Raw genomic sequence first — 17,912 nt, 5'->3', positions numbered from 1 at the left:
CCGTGAACTATCTGTTGACCCACCTCGACGACGCCTGGACGCTGACGCTGATCCATCTGCGGCTGTCGCTGGTGCCGATCGTGCTCGGGTTGATCATCGCGGTACCCATCGGCGCGGTCATCCAGCGCACCACCCAGCCGCGCCGGGTCGTCACGGTGATCGCCAGCATCGTCTTCACCATCCCGTCGCTGGCGCTGTTCGTGGTGCTGCCGCTGATCATCCCGACCCGCATCCTCGACGAGGCGAACGTCATCGTCGCTCTCACGCTCTACACCACCGCCCTGCTGGTGCGTGCCGTGCCCGAGGCGCTGGACGCGGTGCCCCCGGATGTGCTGGACGCGGCGACCGCGGTCGGCTACCGTCCGCTCACCCGGATCCTCAAAATTGAACTACCGCTGGCCATCCCGGTGCTCATCGCCAGCCTGCGGGTGGTCGCGGTGACCAACATCTCGATGGTGTCGGTCGGTTCGGTGATCGGCATCGGCGGGCTGGGCACCTGGTTCACCGAGGGCTATCAGGCCAACAAGAGCGGCCAGATCATCGCGGGCATCATCGCCATCTTCGTGCTGGCGGTGGTGATCGACACGCTGATCCTGTTGGCGGGCAAGGCGCTAACCCCTTGGGACAGAGGCGCCAGAACCAAGGCAGGTGCACGATGAACTTCCTGCAGGAGGCGCTGTCCTTCATCTTCACGTCGGCGAACTGGACCGGGCCCGCGGGCCTCGGCATCCGGATCGCCGAGCATCTGCAGTACACCGCGATCGCGGTGGTGTTCTCGGTGCTGGTCGCGATCCCGATCGGCCTGATCATCGGGCACACCGGCCGCGGCACCTTCCTGGTCGTCACCGGTGTCAACGCGCTGCGCGCACTGCCCACGCTCGGCGTGCTGCTGCTCGGGGTGCTGCTGTGGGGGCTGGGTCTCATCCCGCCCACGGTGGCACTGATGCTGCTGGGTATCCCGCCGCTGCTGGCGGGCACCTACTCCGGCATCGCGAATGTCGACCGCGCCGTCGTGGATGCGGCCAGGGCGATGGGCATGACGGAGCGCCAGGTGCTGCTGCGCGTCGAGGTCCCCAACGCGCTACCCCTGATCCTCAGCGGCCTGCGCACCGCCACCCTGCAGATCGTGGCCACCGCCACCGTGGCGGCCTACGCCAGCCTCGGCGGGCTGGGGCGCTACCTGATCGACGGCATCAAGGTCCGCGAGTTCTACCTGGCCCTGGTGGGCGCGCTGATGGTGACGTTGCTCGCACTCATCCTCGACGGGGCCCTGGCCCTGGCGGTGTGGCTGTCCCAGCCCGGCGGCGACCGTTTCGGCAGGCAGGCCGATCGGTTACCGCAGCCACTCTTAGATGACGAAGTGGCACTCGAATCATCCAACGCGGGTACGAAGCCGGGGGACGTTCGCATACGGTATGAGGGTGACTGAACCAGCCCCACAATCAGGCACGGGCGCCACGGATGAAACGGCAGGCGCCTGGCCGGCGATCCTGACCTGGCGTGCGCACGATGTACCGCGGATGGAGTCGGTGCGCGTGCAGCTCTCCGGCAACCGAATCAAGGCCTATGGCCGCATCGTCTCGGCCGCCACCCCCTCGGACGCCGCGTTCAGCGCCTCCTATGACCTGGTCACCGATGAGACCGGCGCCACCAAGCGGTTGTCGCTGACGATGACGCTGGCCGAGCGGGAACGCCAGCTGTCCATCGCCCGGGACGAAGAGGGCATGTGGCTGGTGCGCGACCACCAGAACCAGACCAGCCGCGCCGCCTTCGACGGGGCGATGGATGTCGACGTGGTCTTCAGCCCGTTCTTCAACGCGCTGCCCATCCGCCGCACCGGGCTCTACCAGCGCGCGGAGTCACTGGAGGTGCCCGTCGTGTACGTGCGGCTGCCCGAACTGACCGTGGAGCTGGAGACGATCAGCTACAGCAGCACCGGCTCGGCGGGGATCGACCTGAAATCGCCGGTCGCCGAGACCACCATCACCGTGGACGACGACGGCTTCATCCTCGATTACCCCGGACTGGCAACGCGGATCTGATCACCCCGCCCGCCCGGCCCGCCGCGGCGAGCTCTTCGCGCCAGTCCGGCGCCCCGATGGCGATGGCGAGGATGTCGGGCCTGCTGAAACTGTCGTAGCGGATCCGGGCGGCGTGGCCGGCTTCCACCAGATCGGCCACCGAGGCGTTCGCGGCCAGATGTTCGCGTGCCCGGGTGAGCAGCTCGATGCTGCGGTCCAGCCCGGTCAGCAACTGCTCGGAGTTGGCCTCGCACATGGCGCGCACCAGGTCCGGTGCCGTGGCCGCGACCCGGGTGCCGTCCCGGAACGACCCGGCGGCCAGCGCGAAGGCCAGCGGAACCTCGCCGGCGGTCGCCGCCAGCGTCTCGGCCAGCAGGTGCGGCAGATGCGATATCGCCGCGGCGGCGGCGTCGTGCTCATCGGAGCGGGCCGGCACCACGAATGCCCGGCAGTCCAGCGCCAGCTGCATCACCGTCGCCCAGACGTCGGCGTCGACATCGTCGTCCACCGCGACCACCCACGGGGTCCCGGCGAACAGGTCCTTGTCCCCGGCGGACCACCCGGAGTGCGCGGTCCCGGTCATCGGGTGACCGCCGACGAAGCGGGCCCGCAGCCCGGCGGACTCGACCTGCGCCAGCACCGCACCCTTGACGCTGATCACATCGGTCAGTGCGCAGTCCGGGGCGTGGGCGCGGATGTGTTCGAGCATGACGCCCAGTGCGGGCATCGGAACGGCCAGCACGATCAGCGCGTCGGTGTCCGCGGCCCGGGACAGCGCCTCGTCGAGGGCGGTGGTGGCGTCGAACCCGTCGAACTGGGCGGCCTTCACACCGTCCACGGAGCGGTTGTAGCCGAACACCACACGGCCGGCCGCGGCCGCCGCCCGCATCAGCGAGCCGCCGATCAATCCCAGTCCCAGCACGCACACCGGAGTCTCGGTCACGGTTCTAGGTTGGCACACGGTTCAGGCGCCCGGTTGCCGGCCGGTGAATAGGTGGTCAAAGGTCCCGGCCGGGGACTACCGTTAGCGCCCATGGGAGCACAGCGTGCGCCGGCGCAGGAAGCTGCCAACCTGCCAGGCGGATTCGGAGTCGCGGTCGTCCGGGAGGACGGCAAATGGCGGTGTACTCCGTTGCGCAAGGGTGCGCTGAACAGCCTCACGGCCGCCGAGACCGAGTTGCGGGAGCTGCGTAGCGCGGGTGCCGTTTTCGGGCTGCTCGACGTCGACGAGGAATTCTTCGTCATCGTCCGGCCGGCCCCGGCGGGCACGCGGTTGCTGCTCTCGGATGCCACCGCGGCACTGGATTACGACATCGCCGCCGAGGTGCTCGACAAACTGGACTCCGATATCGATGACGAGGACCTCGAGGACGAAGACCCGTTCGAGGAGGGCGACCTCGGGCTGCTGGCCGATGTCGGGCTGCCCGCCGGTGTGCTCGGCGTGATCATCTCCGATGACGAGATGGAGATCGACGAGCAGATCACCGCGATCGCCGAGCGGATGGGCTTCGAGAACGAACTGTCCGCGGTGCTCGACAAACTGGGTCGGTGAAGTCGGATCAGGAGCTGATCCGGCTCGCCCTGGAGGTGGCCCGCGCCGCGCCCGCCGGCGATGTGCCGATCGGTGCGGTGGTGTTCGGGCCGGACGGCACCGAACTGGCGCGTGCCGCCAACGCCCGTGAAGCACTGGGCGATCCGACCGCGCACGCGGAGATCCTGGCGATACGGGAGGCCGCCGCACGGCTCGGTGACGGATGGCGTCTGGAGGGCTGCACGCTGGCGGTCACCGTCGAACCGTGCACCATGTGCGCCGGGGCACTGGTGATGGCGCGGATCGGCCTGCTGGTGTTCGGGGCGTGGGAGCCCAAGACCGGGGCCGTCGGTTCGCTCTGGGATGTGGTGCGCGACCGCCGGCTGGTGCACCGCCCGCAGGTGCGCGGAGGGGTGCTCGCGCAGGAGTGCGCGGCCCCGCTGGAGGAGTTCTTCGCCCGGCAGCGCTGACGCGATTATGGCCAACCGCCAGTCCCCGGTAAGCTGCCACGCGGTGGCGTGTCCGAGCGGCCTAAGGAGCACGCCTCGAAAGCGTGTGACGGGTAACCCCCGTCCGAGGGTTCAAATCCCTCCGCCACCGCCATGGCTCCCCACCGGTACACACCGGTGGGGAGCTTTTCGTTTGCGGAGCTAGGGCTCGAGCGCCTGTTCCACGCGTTGCACCTTCGCGCTGAGCTGGCCGGTGTGCCCGGGGCGGATATCGGCCTTGAGCACCAGGCCGACCCGCGGCGAGACGGCTGCGACGGCGTCCACGGCCTGCTTGACGACGGCCATCACCTCGTCCCATTCACCCTCGATGTTGGTGAACATCGCGTTCGTCTCGTTGGGGAGACCGGATGCCCGCACGATGCGGACGGCTTCGGCCACCGCCCGGTGCACGCCACCGTCCTCATCGGCGGCGGACGGGGTCAGACTGAAGGCAACAAGCATGCTGTCCAGCCTGGCACAGCCGCATCGACGGTCGCTCAGCCCAGCGCGCGTTCGGACACGGGCTTGTTCAACTCCGCGCGGACGGTGCGGGTCAGCTCGTCGGCGAGCACCTCATCGGCGCCGGCTTCGATCCCGTCCAGAACCTGCCGCACGACGTCGGCGGGGTCGGACTTCGGGCTGTCGGAGAACGACGCCATGTCGGTGTCGACGAGCCCGACGTAGACGCCGACCACCTGGACACCACGCGCCGCGAGCTCGAGCCGCATCGAGTCCGTGGCATTCCACATCGCGGCCTTGGATACGCCGTAGCTCGCCCCGACGGGCAGCCACGCCAGCACCGAGGCCACGTTGACGATCGCGCCGGCCTGGTCGGCGATCTGGTCGGCGAACGCCGATGCCAGCGCGAGCGGCCCGAAGAGGTTGGTCTCCAACTCCTCCCGCAGCTTGGTGGAATCCCGGTCCAGTACCGAGGCGCCGCGCACGATGCCGGCGTTGTTGATCAACACGGTGACATCGCGCGCCGCCTCGGCCGCTGCGGCCACCGACCGGGCGTCGGTGACATCGAGGGTCAGTGCGGTGACCCGTGGGTCGGTGGTGTCGATCTGAGCGGTGTCACGCGCGGCGGCGTACACCTTGGCCACCCCGCGATCGAGCAGCTGCGTCACGTAGTGGCGCCCCATCCCGCGATTGGCGCCGGTGACGAGCACGGTCTGGTTGTGCAGTGAGGTCATGTCGTTTCTCCTGGGGGTGTGTGGATGTCTGTCATCGGTCGGCGAGGCTGCGCTGCCACGCCAGGATGACGGGAATGCCGATGAGTTCGAGCGCGGTCGCGCCGACGGTGACCGGATGCGGACGCCCGGCCTGCTTCCATGACCACAGCCGGGCCAGCCCGCCGGCACCGATGGTGGCACCGGCGACCGTGATGGCGTCCGAGCGCTCGATGCGCGACAGCTGCGACCAGATGATCGGTGCGACAGCCAGTTTGAACACGTTGGCATACCGGAGCGCACTGTCGACGGTCGGTGCGACAGCGGGTGAGCCGCCGGGAACCGCAGCTGGGCCCCCGACGATCTCGCGGACCGCGCTTTGCGCCGGCAGGGCGGCCAGCAGCCCCAGTGTCCACTGCAACCTCCGCCTGCTGCTCATCGCAGGAACTCGAGGGCTTGGGCGACGAATTCGTCGTGGAACTGGAAGATGCCGCCGTGCCCGGCGTCCGGGTAGATCTTCAGCTGCGCATTCGGGAGCCGACGGGCCAGATCGTGTGAGTTGCTGGTGGGGACCATCCGGTCATCGTCGCCGTTGGCGACGAACACCGGCTGCCGGATGCCGGAGAGGTCGACGGGCTGCTGAACGCCCCACCCGTGGATGGCTTTCAGCTGGGCACGGAAAGCGAAGGGGGAGATGGACTTGTCACGATCGGCGGTCCGCTCCTTGAGCCGGCCGACGAAGCGCTTGGCTTCCGCCCGGCCGTGCGCCGTTCTGGTGAAGAAGAGATTCTCCTTCGGGTCCTTGCCTGTCAGCAGAGCCCTGGTGGTGTCGCTGATCGTCACTCGCGTCACCTTGTCGATGCCCACACCGCCGGCCGGCCCGGTTCCCGCGAGGATCAGCTTCCGTATCAGTTGCGGCCGCCGAGCAGCGATCTCCTGAGAGACCATGCCGCCCAACGAGAATCCGAGAAGATCGACCTGCTCGAAGCCCAGTGCGCGGATGAATGCGATGGCGTCGTCCGCCATCGCGGCCACCGATGTCGGTGTCTTACCGCGGGAGGCTCCGACGCCCCGATTGTCGAAGGTGATGACGCGGTGCTGCGCGGCGATGCCGTCGACGACGCGCGGATCCCAGTTGTCCAGGACGGCCGCGAGGTGATTGAGGAAGATCACCGGCACGCCTGCTGCGGTGCCGACGTCGCGGTACGCGAACGTCGTGTCACCGACGTCGATCGTCTTGGTCGGGGTATCCCTGTACGTTCGCGCGCTCATCGGTTGGCACCTCTCCATGTATACCGTTCGGTGTACTTCGTTGCCGACGCTACACGCCAGCCGGGGCGATGTAAACCAAGCGGTATACTTCGGTGATGACCGTGACATCTGATGTGCAACCGGCGCCCGGGCGCGGCGGCCGGGGGGCGCGCCAACGGATTCTGGACGCCGCCATCAGGCTCTTCTATCAGGAGGGCATCAACGCCACCGGTGTCGAGCGGCTCGCGGCCGAGGCCAACGTCTCCAAACGCACTCTTTATCAACACTTTCCGAGCAAGACGGCCGTGGTCGAGGAGTATCTGCGCCATATCAGGCAGGGTGTCGGTGATCCCGTCGTACCCGGACCCGCGGCGGCCAACCGCAGCCCGAGGTCACGCATCCTGGCACTGTTCCAGACGCCTCCGGCGGGAGGGCTGATGCGAGGTTGCCCGTTCCACAACGCGGCTGTCGAGGCCGCCGACGGTATGCCCGAGGTGCACGAGATCGTCGAGGCGCACAAGCGCAGCTACATTGACGGGCTCGTCACGCTGGCGCGCGCAGCGGGGGCGGCCAATCCCAAACTGCTCGGCCACCAGCTCGCATTGCTCTTCGAGGGGGCCGCCGCCATGTCGACCTCGCTCAACGACCCCGCACCCTGGACGCACGCCAGGAAGGCCGCCCAGACCCTGCTCGACGCTGCGATCAGTCGCGCTCCGGCGTGACCGCGACGACGACCTTGCCCTTGGCCCGTCCGGACTCGACGTAGGCCAGCGCGTCGTTGGTCTCATCGAACGGGAACACCCTGTCCATCACCGGACGGATGGCGCCCGCATCGATCAGCGTGGTGATCTCCCGCAGCTGCCCACCATCGGCGCGCATGAAGAGGAAGTGGAAGCGGACGCCGAGCCGACGGGCACGCCGTCGCGTCCCCGAGCTGAGTGCCCGCAGCAACAACCGGACGTACCAGGGCGCTCCGATCTGCGCGCCGAAGACGTGATCGGGCGGCCCGGAGATGGAGACCAATGTGCCGCCCGGCTTGAGGATCCGCAGCGACTTCTTCAGCGCGGCGGTGTCCTGGCTGTGCAGCACGACGTCGTAGTCGCTCAGGACGTCTTCGAACTCCGCTGTCCGGTAATCGATCACGATGTCGGCGCCCAGACCCTTGACCAGATCGAAGCTGCCGGGGCTGCACGTGGTCGCGACAGTCGCGCCCAGATGTCTGGCCAACTGGATGGCGATGGTGCCGACACCGCCGGTGCCTGCCTGGATGAAGACCCGTTGGCCCTTCTGCAGGCCGGCGCTCTCGACGAGTGCCTGCCACGCGGTCAGGGCGACCAGTGGTAGCGAGGCGGCCTCGACCATGCCGAGCGCACGGGGCTTTTGGGCGACGTCGCGGTGGTTCATCGCGATCAGCTCGGCGAACGTCCCGATCCGGTCCTTGTCCGGGCGTGCGTACACCTCGTCGCCGGGCGCGAAATCCCGTACCCGGGCGCCCACCCGCCGCACGACGCCGGCCACGTCGTTGCCCGCGATCTGAGGCAGCCGGTAGGGCAGTATCAGTTTGAACTCACCGTCGCGGATCTTGGCGTCCAACAGATTGACCCCGGCGGCGTGGATCTCGACGAGGACGTCGTCGGCGCCGACGACGGGTTCGGGCATCTCCGCTTTGCGGAGGACGCTCTTCTTCGCATAACGGTCGACCGTGAAGGCTTTCATGAGCGGGTGGTCGCCGCAGACAGGACCGCGTCGTTCAGCGGCGTGGGGCTGAGCGCCACCACGAGCTTCTGGACGCGGCTGAGATTGTCGAGAAGGTAGCGGCGTCGCGGATGCCTGGCGGTCAGCGCGCGCTCGACGGCGTTGACCACCTTCTTCGGGTCGGCGGCCAACTTCTGCATACGCCCGAGCAACTGCCGGGTACCGCCCAGATGGGCGGAATACAGTGCGCGGTGCCGGGGGTCGAGTGCGTTCACCATCCGGTCGTGCTCGACGAGGATGTCGCCCCACATGTCGGTGCGGATGGGGCCGGGCTCGATGAGCGACACCGCAATGTGCCACGGCCGCAGTTCTATCCGAAGCGCATCGGCGAGTGACTCGATCGCGTACTTCGACGCGCTGTAGGCACCGGTACCCGGGGTCGTGATCAGCCCGCTGACCGAGGACATGAACACCACCCGGCCGCGAGCGGCCCGGATCTGGGGCAGTACTGCCTTGGTGACCGCTATCTGAGCGGTCACGTTCACCTCGAACTGCCGCGACAGGTCGTCGAGGTGCAGGCCCTCCACCGGTCCGTTCACGATGATGCCCGCATTGTTGACCACACCGTCGAGCGTTTCGGGTAGCTGGTCGGGAAGGGCGGCGATGGCGTCCCGGTCGGTGATGCCGAGGGGTACGGCGTGCACGTGTGGAAGCCGGTCGAGACCCTGCAGGGCGGAATCGGACCGTGCCGTCGCGTACACCTCCCATCCGTGGCCGCTGAGGTGCTCGGTGATCGCGCGGCCGATGCCGCGGCCCGCGCCGGTGACCAGTACAGAGCGCATGTGGTTCTCCCTCTCGTGGGAAATGGGAGAAAGGAGAACCCTCGTCCCTTGTATACCGAATGGTGTACTTGGGACGGTACACGTCGCGGCTGCGACATGTAAACCGATCGGTGTTATTTCTCTGTGCGACGGCGCTGCCGTGCGGCCGGCCGGTGCGCCGCGATGAGTTCTTCGATGTGATGGGCGACCTGTTCCAGGGGTGTGGTCGAACGCGCAGCGCGTGCGAGTATCACCGCGCCTTCCATCGAGGCGACGATGGTCGTCGACAGTGACTGCGCCACGTCCTCGGCGATCCCGTCGCGGATGAGGCGTTCGGCGAGCAGTGTGCCCCACGTGGCGAACACCTCGGCGGCCGCCGCCGCGGCCTCGGGAGCTTCGTCCCCGCTGCAGGCCGCAGCGACGATGGGACAGCCGCCTTCGAACTCCGTGCTCAACAGGACGGTGCCCCACATCCGGGCGAATGCACCCACAGGATCCGGCGTGTCAACAAGGCCGCGTATGGTGCCCGAAAGCTCATCGCCCGCAAAACGTGTTGCGGCAGTGACGAGTTCGGCCTTGCCGCCAGGGAAGTTCAGGTAGATGGACCGCCTGGTGACGCCGCTGGTCTCCAGGATGCGCGCAATCCCGGTACCCGCCACGCCGTGGCGCTGCATCAGGACGGCGGTCGCCGAGGTGAGTCGATCTCGTACACGCATGGTTGCAATATACCAATCGGTTTACTACGGTGACGGGCACAAGTACACCAATCGGTATACCGGACGCGCACCACGACCGGCGTGACGGCCGCGAAAGGCGACATGACCACCAAGACGACGAGCTGGAAAGATGCGCCGACCAGAACGATCGATGTCGACGGCATCACCTACGCGTACCGCGAACTCGGTTCCGGCGCCGGTGTGCCGGTGGTGTTCCTGCACCACCTGATGGCCGTGCTGGATGACTGGGACCCGAAGATCATCGAGGGGATCGCCGCCCGCCACCGCGTCATAGCTTTCGACAATCGCGGAGTCGGCGGGACGGGGTCCACGGTGCCGCCGACGGTCGAGGCGATGGGCGCCGATGCCATCGCGTTCATCCGTGCGCTCGGCCACCGCAAGGTCGACCTGTTCGGGTTCTCGCTGGGCGGGGGCGTCGCCCAGATGGTCGCGCTGCAGGCCCCGGAGCTCGTGCGCCGCATGATCCTGGCGGGTACCGGTCCACGCGGTGGAGGTGGTATCGAACGCATCGCCGTGATCACGGCCATCGCGTACGTCAAGGCAGCTCTGACATTCAGCGATGCCAGGAACTTCCTGTTCTTTCCCCGCACCGGCGAGGGCAAGCGCGCGGCGTCGGAGTACTTCCGCCGACTCGCACAGCGGACGTCTGACCGCGACGAGAAGATCAGGCTCCAGGCCAGGATCGGACAACTCAAGGCGATCCGCCGGGCCGGTCTCAGCGCCCCCGATGATCTGTCCGCCATCACCGCGCCGGTGTTAGTCGCCAACGGTGACCACGATGTCATGGTGGCCAGCAGTCACTCGGCCGACTTGGCGCGTCGACTGCCCAACGCCATGCTGAAGATCTATCCACGGTCCGGCCACGGTGGGATCTTTCAACATCACGAGACCTTCGTGCCCGATGCCATCGCATTCCTGGCCGGCGAATAAAGGAGCCATGCACATGAATTCCCTGTCCGAACCATTGACGCTGCCCTGTGGTCAGGTACTGCCCAACCGGATCATGAAGGCGGCGCTCAGTGAGGCATTGGGCGACCGGAAGAATGCTCCCGACGGGCGCCTGGAGCGGCTCTACTCCAGTTGGAGTCAGGGCGGCTACGGCCTGGTCATCACCGGCAACGTGATGGTCGACCGCAGGCAGCTCGGCGAACCCGGGAACGTCGTGATCGAGGATGATCGCGATCTGGACGCATTGTCGCGGTGGGCCAAGGCCACCAAGGACGGCGGGGTGCCCATCTGGGTCCAGCTCAATCACCCAGGGCGGCAATCGAATCCGCTTGCACTCGGGCACACGCCGGTCGCCCCCAGCGCCGTTGCGTTGACCCTGCCGGGCTCGCCGACACCACGGGCGCTCACCGCTGCGGAGATCGAGGACATCATCAACCGGTTTGCGACGGCGGCCGTGGTGTGTGAGTCGGCGGGTTTCGACGGCGTGCAGATCCATGGGGCGCACGGTTATCTGGTGGCGCAGTTCCTGTCGCCGCTGTCCAACCGGCGTGACGACGAATGGGGTGGCGACCCGCAGCGGCGGATGCGCTTTCTCGTGGAGATCGTGCGCCGCATCAGGTCGCGCGTCTCACCGTCCTTCGCCGTGGGGCTCAAACTGAATTCGGCGGACTTCCAGCGCGGTGGCTTCACCGAGGACGAGTCCCGCGGTGTGCTGGCAGCCCTGGCCGGCGAGGGCCTCGACCTCATCGAGGTCAGCGGTGGAAGCTACGAAACTCCCGCGATGATGGGCAAGGCCGCCGACAGCACCAGGGCGCGGGAGGCGTACTTCCTTGAATACGCCCGCACGGTGCGGGAGATCGTCGGGGATGTCCCGCTTGCCGTCACCGGCGGATTCCGGTCGCGCAGCGCCATGGCGGAGGCGGTCGGTACCGGGGAATGCGATGTCATCGGTCTGGGCAGGCCGACGGTGACGACCACCGACGCGGCCGGTGCGATCCTGCACGGTCGGTCGGAGACTGTGGTGGCCCATCAGGTGCGCGCGGGAATGCGCGGGCTGCTCGGCAGGTTCGTGGATCTGAAGTCACTGGACGGCATTCTCGAACTCAGTTGGCACACAGATCAGCTGCACCGGATCGGGGCCGGCCACGCCCCGGACGTCAACCGGGGCCGGATCGCGACGACGCTGGCGATGCTCCGGCGCAACGGCACCGTCTCGATCGGGCGCAGGCGCGGGATGTAGCTCGCGCGCTATACCGCGACGGTGACGAACCGGGTTGCCGGCAAGGCGGATCCGATCACGGTGCCCTGGGCGGTCCCGTTCGGTGTGCTGATCGGTACCGTCGACCCGGGTACCAGTTCATCGCCGTTGTCGGTGTCACCGGCGAACCAGTCGTTGAACCACTGAGTGGACAGCTGCACGACGGCGGGCGGGTTCTGCGGCCGCGGGAAGCCCGCGAGCAGCGAGGCGACGAACTGCACGACGGGGTTGCCGCCCCGCATCGAGTCCATGTGCACGCCACCGGCGAGCACCACGCCGTTGAACCGGCCGGGCCGGGCCGCGTTCAGATCCGCCTTGAGGTTGCTGTTGGAGTTGAAGGAGTTCGGCGGTGCGCCGATCTCACGGACCGGGATGTAACGGCCGGTGGCGGTTTCGTAAGCCTGCAGCTTGCCCAGCGCGACCACTGCGGCGCTGCCGAGCGGCACGCCGTCCAAGGTGATGACACCGACCAGGTCGTCGGCGTCACCGTTGTCCACGAGGTAACCGGCGACCGCGGCCACCAGCCCGCCGCCGGCCGAATGGCCTGCCAGCCCGAACTTCTCGGGCAGCCGCGCCTCTGCGGGGTCCAGGCCGTAACGGGTGGCGAAGCCCGCGGCCAGCGCGCTGTCGGTCAACGCCTGGCGGTCACCGTCGAACAGGTCGGCGATGGCGGCGGCCAGACCGTCACCGTTGATCCAGCTGTCGTCACCGGCATAGGGATTCGAGGAGATCGTGGGTGTCACCACGATGGCTCCGGTGGATGCGGCGAGGTTGGCCGCGGTGAAGCTGTACATCGGACCGAGCGCGAAGAAGCCGTGTTGCAACACGATCAGCTTCGTCGGCACCACATCCCCCTCGGGGTAGTACCAGTTCGCCTTCACCCGCTGCCCGGTGGACAGCAGAATCGTCGAGTTGCGCACCGTCACAGTGCTGTTCGGGGGCAGCACCGGTGGGCCGGTGACGAGCGCCTCCAGCGCCTGCAACGAGTTGAACGCCAGGGAGGCGATCCCGCCCGTGATTCTGTCCGCCACGCCCTGCAGCCAGCGGATCAGGTTCGGCGGCGAGGCGGCAGCGGCCTGCACCGGGGCGGCGGCCTCGGGTGCGGCCAGCGCCAGGGACACGTTCGGCTGCGCGGTGATCCTCGCGACGGCGGCCGCGCCGCCGGAGCTGATGTCGGTCACCGCGGGCGTCGCGACACCGGGGACGGTCTCCACCGTCTCGGCGGCGACCGTCGCCGATCGCTCGGGTGCGCTCGCGGTCACCGGTGCGGAGTGCGGTTTGAGCGCCGTCACGGCCGTGGTCCGCGCGGTGAGGTTGCGCTTCTTTTTCTTCGGGGTGTCGCCGACGGCGTCGTCCACGGGTTTCCCGGTTGCCTCGGCCTCGGGTTCCGCTGTCGCCTTGGGTTCGGTGTCGGTGTCGGTGTCGGTATCCGTGTCAGCGGGGCTGTCGGTCTGGGTGCCGCCCGCCGAGGACGACGAACCGGGCTCCGAGCCCGAACCGGTGCCCGACGTCGAGTCATCGGCTGCCGCGACGCCGGCGCCTGCCAGCACCGCCGCCGACACTCCGGCCGACAGCAGCCCAGCACTTACCCACACCGAAAGGCGTTCCATGAATTCCCCTGACATTGGCACCTGGATCCCTCCGAATATTGACAGGGGCGAAAGCTTTATGGGGGGTTTTGACCGACCGCCATACTCAGGTACTGACGAAGGGAAATACCTATGAAGGCTGTCAGTTGTCTGTCCGGCGAACTGTCCGTGGTCGAGATGCCCACACCGCAGCCCGCCCGCGGGCAGTTGCTGCTCGACGTGCGGCGATGCGGTATCTGCGGGTCCGATCTGCACGCCAAGGACCACGCCGATGAGCTCACCGAGGTGATGGACGCGGTCGGATACCCCGATTTCATGCGTGGGGACACCCCGACTGTCCTGGGCCACGAATTCTGCGGGGAGGTGGCCGAGCGCGGCCGCGGGGTCGCCAAGGAGTTCAAGGTCGGCACCACGGTGGTGTCCTTTCCGCTGCTGCGGGCAAACGGCGGAGTGCATCTGACCGGGCTGTCGCCGCTGGCGCCGGGCGGCTATGCCGAACAGGTACTCGGTGAGGCCGCCATGAGTTTCGTGGTGCCCAACGGCCTGGATGTCGACACCGCCGCACTCACCGAACCGATGGCGGTGGCGCTGCATGCCGTCCGGCGCAGCGATATCGGACGCCGGGACACCGCGATCGTGATCGGCTGCGGACCGGTCGGGCTGGCCGTCATCTGTCACCTCAAGGCTCAGGGTGTGGCCACCATCGTCGCCAGCGACTACTCGCCGACCCGCCGCGCGCTTGCTACCCGGTGCGGCGCCCATGTGGTGGTCGATCCGGCGCACGACTCGCCCTATGACCGGGTCGCCGCGCAGAAGGGCGTCATCACCGCGGCCCCCGATCTCTACGAACTCGGCATGGGCTCGATGGAGAAGCTGCGCAAGGTGCCGGGCTGGGCGCACCTCTACCGGATCGCGGACAAGCTGGGCGCGGCCGGACCGAAGAGCCCGGTGATCTTCGAGTGCGTCGGGGTGCCGGGCATGATTGACGGCGCCATCGCCGCCGCACCCGTGGCCAGCAGGGTGATCGTGGTCGGGGTCTGCATGGGCGACGACCGGCTACGCCCGGCGATGGCGAACGGCAAGGAGATCGACCTGCGGTTCGTCTTCGCCTACACCCCGCTGGAATTCCGGGACACCCTCTACCTGCTGGCCGACGGCAAGGTCGATGCGTCGGCTCTGGTCACCGGCACCGTCGGCCTGGACGGGGTGGCCGCAGCGTTCCAAGCGCTCGGGGATCCGGAATCGCAGGCCAAGATCCTGATTGATCCGCGTAGCCCGGCCGTCGAACCTGGTTCGCCTGTCGCTTGAAACCCGTTCACCAGCAGTTCTTTTCGTCGGTGACATTGGTCAAACACGGGGCGCGTCAACTGCGTTGGCGCGTGACGTGTGCGACAGTTGGGAAACTATGGGTAGCAACGTGACATGGCGTGACCCGCTGTCGTTGTCGTTCGAGGTGCACCGCCGGGTGTTGCTGGCCCGGCTGCGGCGCCGCCAGCGGCGTCAGGCCGCCGCTGCACCGCGGTCGCGGCTGTCCTGACCGGGCTTCTCCGACCGGGCCGGTGACTGCGCGGTCTTGGGTCCGGTCCGGTTGCCGCCGAACGCACTTCGCGGTCCGTCGCGCAGGGTGACGACGGGGGCGCCGGGGCTCTTCTTGACCGTCGGCGACGTCTCCAGTTCGTCGTCGTCGTCGGAGGACGCCTCATCCCCGAGGGTGGTTTCGACGTCCACGTCGGGCTCGGGCGTCGTTGCTGAGGTTGCCGTTTGCGTGGTGGCCGCACCGGTGGCGGCCGGCGCCATCGCAGGTGTGACCGGGTGGCGCTTGACGCCCAGCAGGTTCTCCAGGCCTTCACGTACCGCTCCGGGTACCGCGTTCAGTGCTTCGATGATCTTGTGCGGCGGGGTGAACAGCGAGAAAGGTGTGCGCACTTCGGGGTTCAGGTTCAGCCGGTCGGTGTAGCCCATGTCGATGATGACCCGCAGCAGCGGCTCGACGAGACCCAGCAGTCGCTCCGCCGGGACCGACACACCCAGGTGGTAGGCGATGTCGCGCAGCGGGCCGAGCAGCGGCAGACGCGACGCCGGCACCAAGATGTAGGTGTCGGTGCCGCCGGTGACGAGGTCGGTCACGGTTTTCACGTGGTTGGCCGGGTCGGTCGGGTCCACCGCGTCGTACCACTTGTCGACGTGCGCGTACTCGTGTCCCAGCACGGCGTTCAGGATCGCCACCGGATTGAAGTAGGCCGGAAAGTCACCCCACAGGTCGTACTCGTTGACGATGTAGGTGGTGTTGTACTGCGAGGGTTGTCCCGGCCCCATCGCGGACACCACGTTGGGGATGGACAGCCCGGGGAACCGCCCGAAGATGCCGCCGTTCGGCACGAACGGGGTGGCGATCTGCAGGAAGCTGATGTCCTGCTCGGGCGGATTCGCCGAGGCCACCACGTCCCGCTTGAGCTGTTCGACGAGCAGGGCGCCCAGCGAGTATCCGGCGACGAGCACCTTGCCCGAGGTGGTGAGCAAGTTCTGGTGCAAGACCGGCATGCCGACGCGCAGACTGCGGTCGAGGTTCAGCGACGCCGGATACTCGGTGGCGATATAGCTGTCGCCGACCGGGACGACGGTGTTGCTGAGCTTGGCCGGCAGTCGCTCCGACAGCGGGTCGCTGCTGCCGCCGATCCCGATGACGGTGCTGACCAGCCCGACCAGCGGGCGGAATCCGCTGACCCCGATGGCCTGACCGCAGACCAGCGCGATCGAAACCACGACGGCGAACAAGGCCGTCGTGAGTGTTCTGAACCGTGATCCGGCCATGTGTGCCCCCTCGACGAACAGGACCGTACCCCGGTATTACAGCTCGCAGAGGAGATTTGCCGCGTTCGCATCCGCGGGCGATTAGAGTCAGCCCGCATGAAGGTCTTACGGGGAATTGTCGCGGCGGCCGCGGTCGCGGCGGGCTTCGGCGGAATTGCCACGACGGCAGCCCCGGCGGCGGGAGCCGATGTGGTGGCATATCTGGTCAACGTGCACGTGCGGCCCGGGTACAACTTCCCCAACGGTGATGTGGCGATCGCCTACGGCCAGACGATCTGCGACCGGGTCGCGGCCAAAATGCCCTACCCGCAGTTGGTCGACCAGCTCAAGGTCGATTTCCACACCACCGACTACTACCAGGCCGGGTACCTGGTCAATCAGGCGATCAACGAGCTGTGCCCGGCGCAGATCTGGCAGCTGCGCGAATCGGCTGCCGGGTACACCGGCTGACACGAGAACGGCGGCACCCCCGGACAAGGATGCCGCCGCCGCTCGTCTGCTGCCCGATCAGGGGCAGGTGACCTCGATCTCGAACGGCTTGTTCACCGGTGTCATCGGGTTGGCCATGTCGATACCGGTGGCGGTGCCGGTGATCTTGTAGGTGTTGCCGTCCTTTTCGGCCTTCGCCTCGCCACCCGCGCCGGCGGCGTAGCCGAGGGTCACACCGTTGACGTTGCCCAGGCCGATGGAGGTGACGGTGGGGGCGTCGCCCTCGCTGACGACGGCGGCGATGCCGGTGGTGGCCTCACCGATGGCGATGTTCACGTTGCCGCCCATGGCGGCGCACACGATGCTGCCGTTGACGGTCTTCTCCTGGCCGTCGATGACGACCCTGGTGGTGCCCGACCCGGTGGCGGCGGTGGGCGATTCGGCGGCCGACGTCTCCGAGGCCGAGGATGCGGCAGCGCTCGTCTCCGAGGCGCTGGTTGCAGAAGAGGACTTGTCGTCCGAGGAACAGCCGGACAAGCCGGCGATGAGGAGAGCCGCACCACTCACGGCAACTACGAAGCCACGCTTCACCACTGATCTCCTTAGGTTGTGCGACCAATCAAGATCGCCGGATGAACCTCAGCAGTATGTGCGCCGCCGGACGCATAATCATCAGATTGCGCGAAAATCTTGTCTGACCGCGACAGATCAGCACGACACCCGCAGGGTGAACTTCCCGTCGGTGGTGAAACTGGCGGCGTCGGTGCGAAAGCCCGTCGCCGTTCCTGAGATCACGAAGGTCGGGCCCGCCATGGTGACCTCGGCCGCCGCCTCACCCAGGCCCGCGTTGTAGTTGCCGGTGAATCCGGCCAGGTCACGGATGCCGACGGACTCGGCGGTGAGGTCGTCGCCGCCCGAGACCAGCGCCGTCGTCCCCGACGTCTCGTTGCCGGTGGTGATGGCGGTCTGGAAGCCCATCGACGAACACTGCACCTCGTGGGTGGTGCCGCCGTCGCGGCCGTCGACGGTGATCTGGGCGGTGCCCGCCGCGAGCACTCCGTCGGGCAGTGGGGCGGCCTTGGGCTCCGACGAGCAGGCCGCGCAGATCGCCATAGCACCCACGATCAGGGCCAACGCTCCGATTCTCATGCACCGAATGTACGG

23 protein-coding genes and 1 tRNA gene are annotated in these 17,912 nt (G+C 67.8%); 12 read left to right on the top strand and 12 right to left on the bottom strand.

From position 1 onward, the window contains the following. The first annotated feature begins 2 nt into the window (after window positions 1-2). From ASE48_RS31270 to ASE48_RS31260, 3 genes are read left to right on the top strand one after another with little or no spacing between them, the layout of a single operon-like run. Window positions 3-659, top strand: coding sequence for an ABC transporter permease (locus ASE48_RS31270; RefSeq protein ID WP_057171095.1), 657 nt, complete (start codon window positions 3-5; stop codon window positions 657-659). After that, a complete protein-coding gene (locus ASE48_RS31265; protein WP_057171094.1) occupies window positions 656-1,429 on the top strand; it encodes an ABC transporter permease in 774 nt (257 codons plus the stop codon). Before ASE48_RS31270 ends, ASE48_RS31265 begins: the two co-directional genes overlap by 4 nt. Next, on the top strand, window positions 1,422-2,042 hold the full coding sequence (locus ASE48_RS31260; protein ID WP_235571770.1) for a putative glycolipid-binding domain-containing protein: 621 nt from the start codon (window positions 1,422-1,424) through the stop codon (window positions 2,040-2,042). The genes ASE48_RS31265 and ASE48_RS31260 overlap by 8 nt, the downstream gene beginning before the upstream one ends. Here the strand turns inward: ASE48_RS31260 and ASE48_RS31255 are convergent. Further along, entirely contained in the window at window positions 2,005-2,949 is a 945-nt protein-coding gene (locus tag ASE48_RS31255) for a prephenate dehydrogenase (protein ID WP_057171222.1), read from the bottom strand. The two genes, ASE48_RS31260 and ASE48_RS31255, sit on opposite strands and share 38 nt — an antisense overlap. A gap of 105 nt (window positions 2,950-3,054) precedes the next feature. On the opposite strand from ASE48_RS31255, the gene ASE48_RS31250 reads away from it, so the two are divergent. The 3 genes from ASE48_RS31250 (at window position 3,055) to ASE48_RS31240 (ending at window position 4,155) form a co-directional block, all read left to right on the top strand. Then, entirely contained in the window at window positions 3,055-3,573 is a 519-nt protein-coding gene (locus ASE48_RS31250; RefSeq protein ID WP_057171092.1) for a tRNA adenosine deaminase-associated protein, read from the top strand. Then, window positions 3,570-4,022 carry a nucleoside deaminase gene (locus ASE48_RS31245; protein WP_057171091.1) on the top strand — a complete coding sequence of 151 codons (453 nt, stop codon included), beginning with the start codon at window positions 3,570-3,572 and terminating at the stop codon, window positions 4,020-4,022. The genes ASE48_RS31250 and ASE48_RS31245 overlap by 4 nt, the downstream gene beginning before the upstream one ends. Window positions 4,023-4,064: 42 nt before the next feature. Further along, window positions 4,065-4,155 (top strand) — tRNA-Ser (locus tag ASE48_RS31240). A gap of 47 nt (window positions 4,156-4,202) precedes the next feature. Here the strand turns inward: ASE48_RS31240 and ASE48_RS31235 are convergent. From ASE48_RS31235 to ASE48_RS31220, 4 genes are read right to left on the bottom strand one after another with little or no spacing between them, the layout of a single operon-like run. Then, on the bottom strand, window positions 4,203-4,502 hold the full coding sequence (locus ASE48_RS31235; protein ID WP_057171090.1) for a thiamine-binding protein: 300 nt from the start codon (window positions 4,500-4,502) through the stop codon (window positions 4,203-4,205). 35 nt (window positions 4,503-4,537) lie between these two features. Continuing rightward, window positions 4,538-5,233 (bottom strand): SDR family oxidoreductase, encoded by a 696-nt coding sequence (locus ASE48_RS31230; protein WP_057171089.1) that lies wholly within the window; start codon window positions 5,231-5,233, stop codon window positions 4,538-4,540. A 31-nt stretch (window positions 5,234-5,264) separates the two neighbouring features. Further along, window positions 5,265-5,648 carry a DUF4345 domain-containing protein gene (locus ASE48_RS32470; protein WP_082614558.1) on the bottom strand — a complete coding sequence of 128 codons (384 nt, stop codon included), beginning with the start codon at window positions 5,646-5,648 and terminating at the stop codon, window positions 5,265-5,267. Continuing rightward, the gene (locus ASE48_RS31220) at window positions 5,645-6,481 is read right to left on the bottom strand and encodes an alpha/beta fold hydrolase (RefSeq protein ID WP_235571767.1); all 837 of its coding nucleotides are present in this window, start codon (window positions 6,479-6,481) and stop codon (window positions 5,645-5,647) included. The genes ASE48_RS32470 and ASE48_RS31220 overlap by 4 nt, the downstream gene beginning before the upstream one ends. A 95-nt stretch (window positions 6,482-6,576) precedes the next feature. Here ASE48_RS31220 and ASE48_RS31215 point away from each other — a divergent pair, with 95 nt between their 5' ends. Then, a complete protein-coding gene (locus tag ASE48_RS31215; RefSeq protein ID WP_057171087.1) occupies window positions 6,577-7,182 on the top strand; it encodes a TetR/AcrR family transcriptional regulator in 606 nt (201 codons plus the stop codon). On the opposite strand, the gene ASE48_RS31210 is transcribed toward ASE48_RS31215, so the two are convergent. The 3 genes from ASE48_RS31210 to ASE48_RS31200 all read right to left on the bottom strand — a co-directional run bounded on the left by ASE48_RS31210 (window position 7,163) and on the right by ASE48_RS31200 (window position 9,692). Then, a complete protein-coding gene (locus ASE48_RS31210; RefSeq protein WP_057171086.1) occupies window positions 7,163-8,176 on the bottom strand; it encodes an NADP-dependent oxidoreductase in 1,014 nt (337 codons plus the stop codon). The two genes, ASE48_RS31215 and ASE48_RS31210, sit on opposite strands and share 20 nt — an antisense overlap. Beyond that, window positions 8,173-8,997, bottom strand: coding sequence for an SDR family oxidoreductase (locus ASE48_RS31205; protein ID WP_057171085.1), 825 nt, complete (start codon window positions 8,995-8,997; stop codon window positions 8,173-8,175). Before ASE48_RS31205 ends, ASE48_RS31210 begins: the two co-directional genes overlap by 4 nt. A 113-nt stretch (window positions 8,998-9,110) precedes the next feature. Further along, window positions 9,111-9,692 (bottom strand): TetR/AcrR family transcriptional regulator, encoded by a 582-nt coding sequence (locus tag ASE48_RS31200; RefSeq protein ID WP_057171084.1) that lies wholly within the window; start codon window positions 9,690-9,692, stop codon window positions 9,111-9,113. A 102-nt stretch (window positions 9,693-9,794) separates the two neighbouring features. Between ASE48_RS31200 and ASE48_RS31195 the strand changes: the two genes are divergently transcribed. Together ASE48_RS31195 and ASE48_RS31190 are read left to right on the top strand one after the other, a co-directional pair. Continuing rightward, on the top strand, window positions 9,795-10,643 hold the full coding sequence (locus ASE48_RS31195) for an alpha/beta fold hydrolase (protein WP_057171220.1): 849 nt from the start codon (window positions 9,795-9,797) through the stop codon (window positions 10,641-10,643). 13 nt (window positions 10,644-10,656) lie between these two features. Further along, window positions 10,657-11,901 carry an NADH:flavin oxidoreductase/NADH oxidase family protein gene (locus tag ASE48_RS31190; protein WP_057171219.1) on the top strand — a complete coding sequence of 415 codons (1,245 nt, stop codon included), beginning with the start codon at window positions 10,657-10,659 and terminating at the stop codon, window positions 11,899-11,901. Between the two features lie 8 nt (window positions 11,902-11,909). Here the strand turns inward: ASE48_RS31190 and ASE48_RS31185 are convergent, their stop codons facing one another. After that, the gene (locus tag ASE48_RS31185) at window positions 11,910-13,529 is read right to left on the bottom strand and encodes an alpha/beta hydrolase (protein ID WP_156409460.1); all 1,620 of its coding nucleotides are present in this window, start codon (window positions 13,527-13,529) and stop codon (window positions 11,910-11,912) included. A gap of 111 nt (window positions 13,530-13,640) precedes the next feature. Here ASE48_RS31185 and ASE48_RS31180 point away from each other — a divergent pair, with 111 nt between their 5' ends. Together ASE48_RS31180 and ASE48_RS33735 are read left to right on the top strand one after the other, a co-directional pair. Then, window positions 13,641-14,816: a zinc-binding dehydrogenase gene (locus tag ASE48_RS31180; protein ID WP_057171082.1), complete on the top strand. Its 1,176-nt coding sequence runs from the start codon at window positions 13,641-13,643 to the stop codon at window positions 14,814-14,816. Between the two features lie 97 nt (window positions 14,817-14,913). Next, window positions 14,914-15,045 carry a hypothetical protein gene (locus tag ASE48_RS33735; RefSeq protein WP_268766344.1) on the top strand — a complete coding sequence of 44 codons (132 nt, stop codon included), beginning with the start codon at window positions 14,914-14,916 and terminating at the stop codon, window positions 15,043-15,045. Here ASE48_RS33735 and ASE48_RS31175 read toward each other — a convergent pair. Then, complete coding sequence (locus ASE48_RS31175; protein WP_057171081.1) at window positions 15,009-16,319, bottom strand: PE-PPE domain-containing protein; 1,311 nt, start codon at window positions 16,317-16,319, stop codon at window positions 15,009-15,011. The genes ASE48_RS33735 and ASE48_RS31175 overlap by 37 nt on opposite strands. Before the next feature lie 96 nt (window positions 16,320-16,415). On the opposite strand from ASE48_RS31175, the gene ASE48_RS31170 reads away from it, so the two are divergent. Then, window positions 16,416-16,769, top strand: a complete 354-nt coding sequence (locus tag ASE48_RS31170) for a DUF732 domain-containing protein (RefSeq protein WP_082614557.1) — start codon at window positions 16,416-16,418, stop codon at window positions 16,767-16,769. 57 nt (window positions 16,770-16,826) lie between these two features. Here ASE48_RS31170 and ASE48_RS31165 read toward each other — a convergent pair whose 3' ends face one another. Continuing rightward, entirely contained in the window at window positions 16,827-17,339 is a 513-nt protein-coding gene (locus ASE48_RS31165) for a lipoprotein LpqH (RefSeq protein ID WP_057171080.1), read from the bottom strand. A gap of 117 nt (window positions 17,340-17,456) precedes the next feature. Beyond that, window positions 17,457-17,897, bottom strand: a complete 441-nt coding sequence (locus tag ASE48_RS31160; protein ID WP_057171079.1) for a lipoprotein LpqH — start codon at window positions 17,895-17,897, stop codon at window positions 17,457-17,459. Between the last annotated feature and the right edge of the window lie 15 nt (window positions 17,898-17,912).

The sequence above is a fragment of the Mycobacterium sp. Root265 genome, from assembly GCF_001428895.1.
GTDB lineage: Bacteria > Actinomycetota > Actinomycetes > Mycobacteriales > Mycobacteriaceae > Mycobacterium.
Note: the sequence above shows the minus strand (reverse complement) of the source record. Positions and strands in the feature narration are given on the sequence as shown.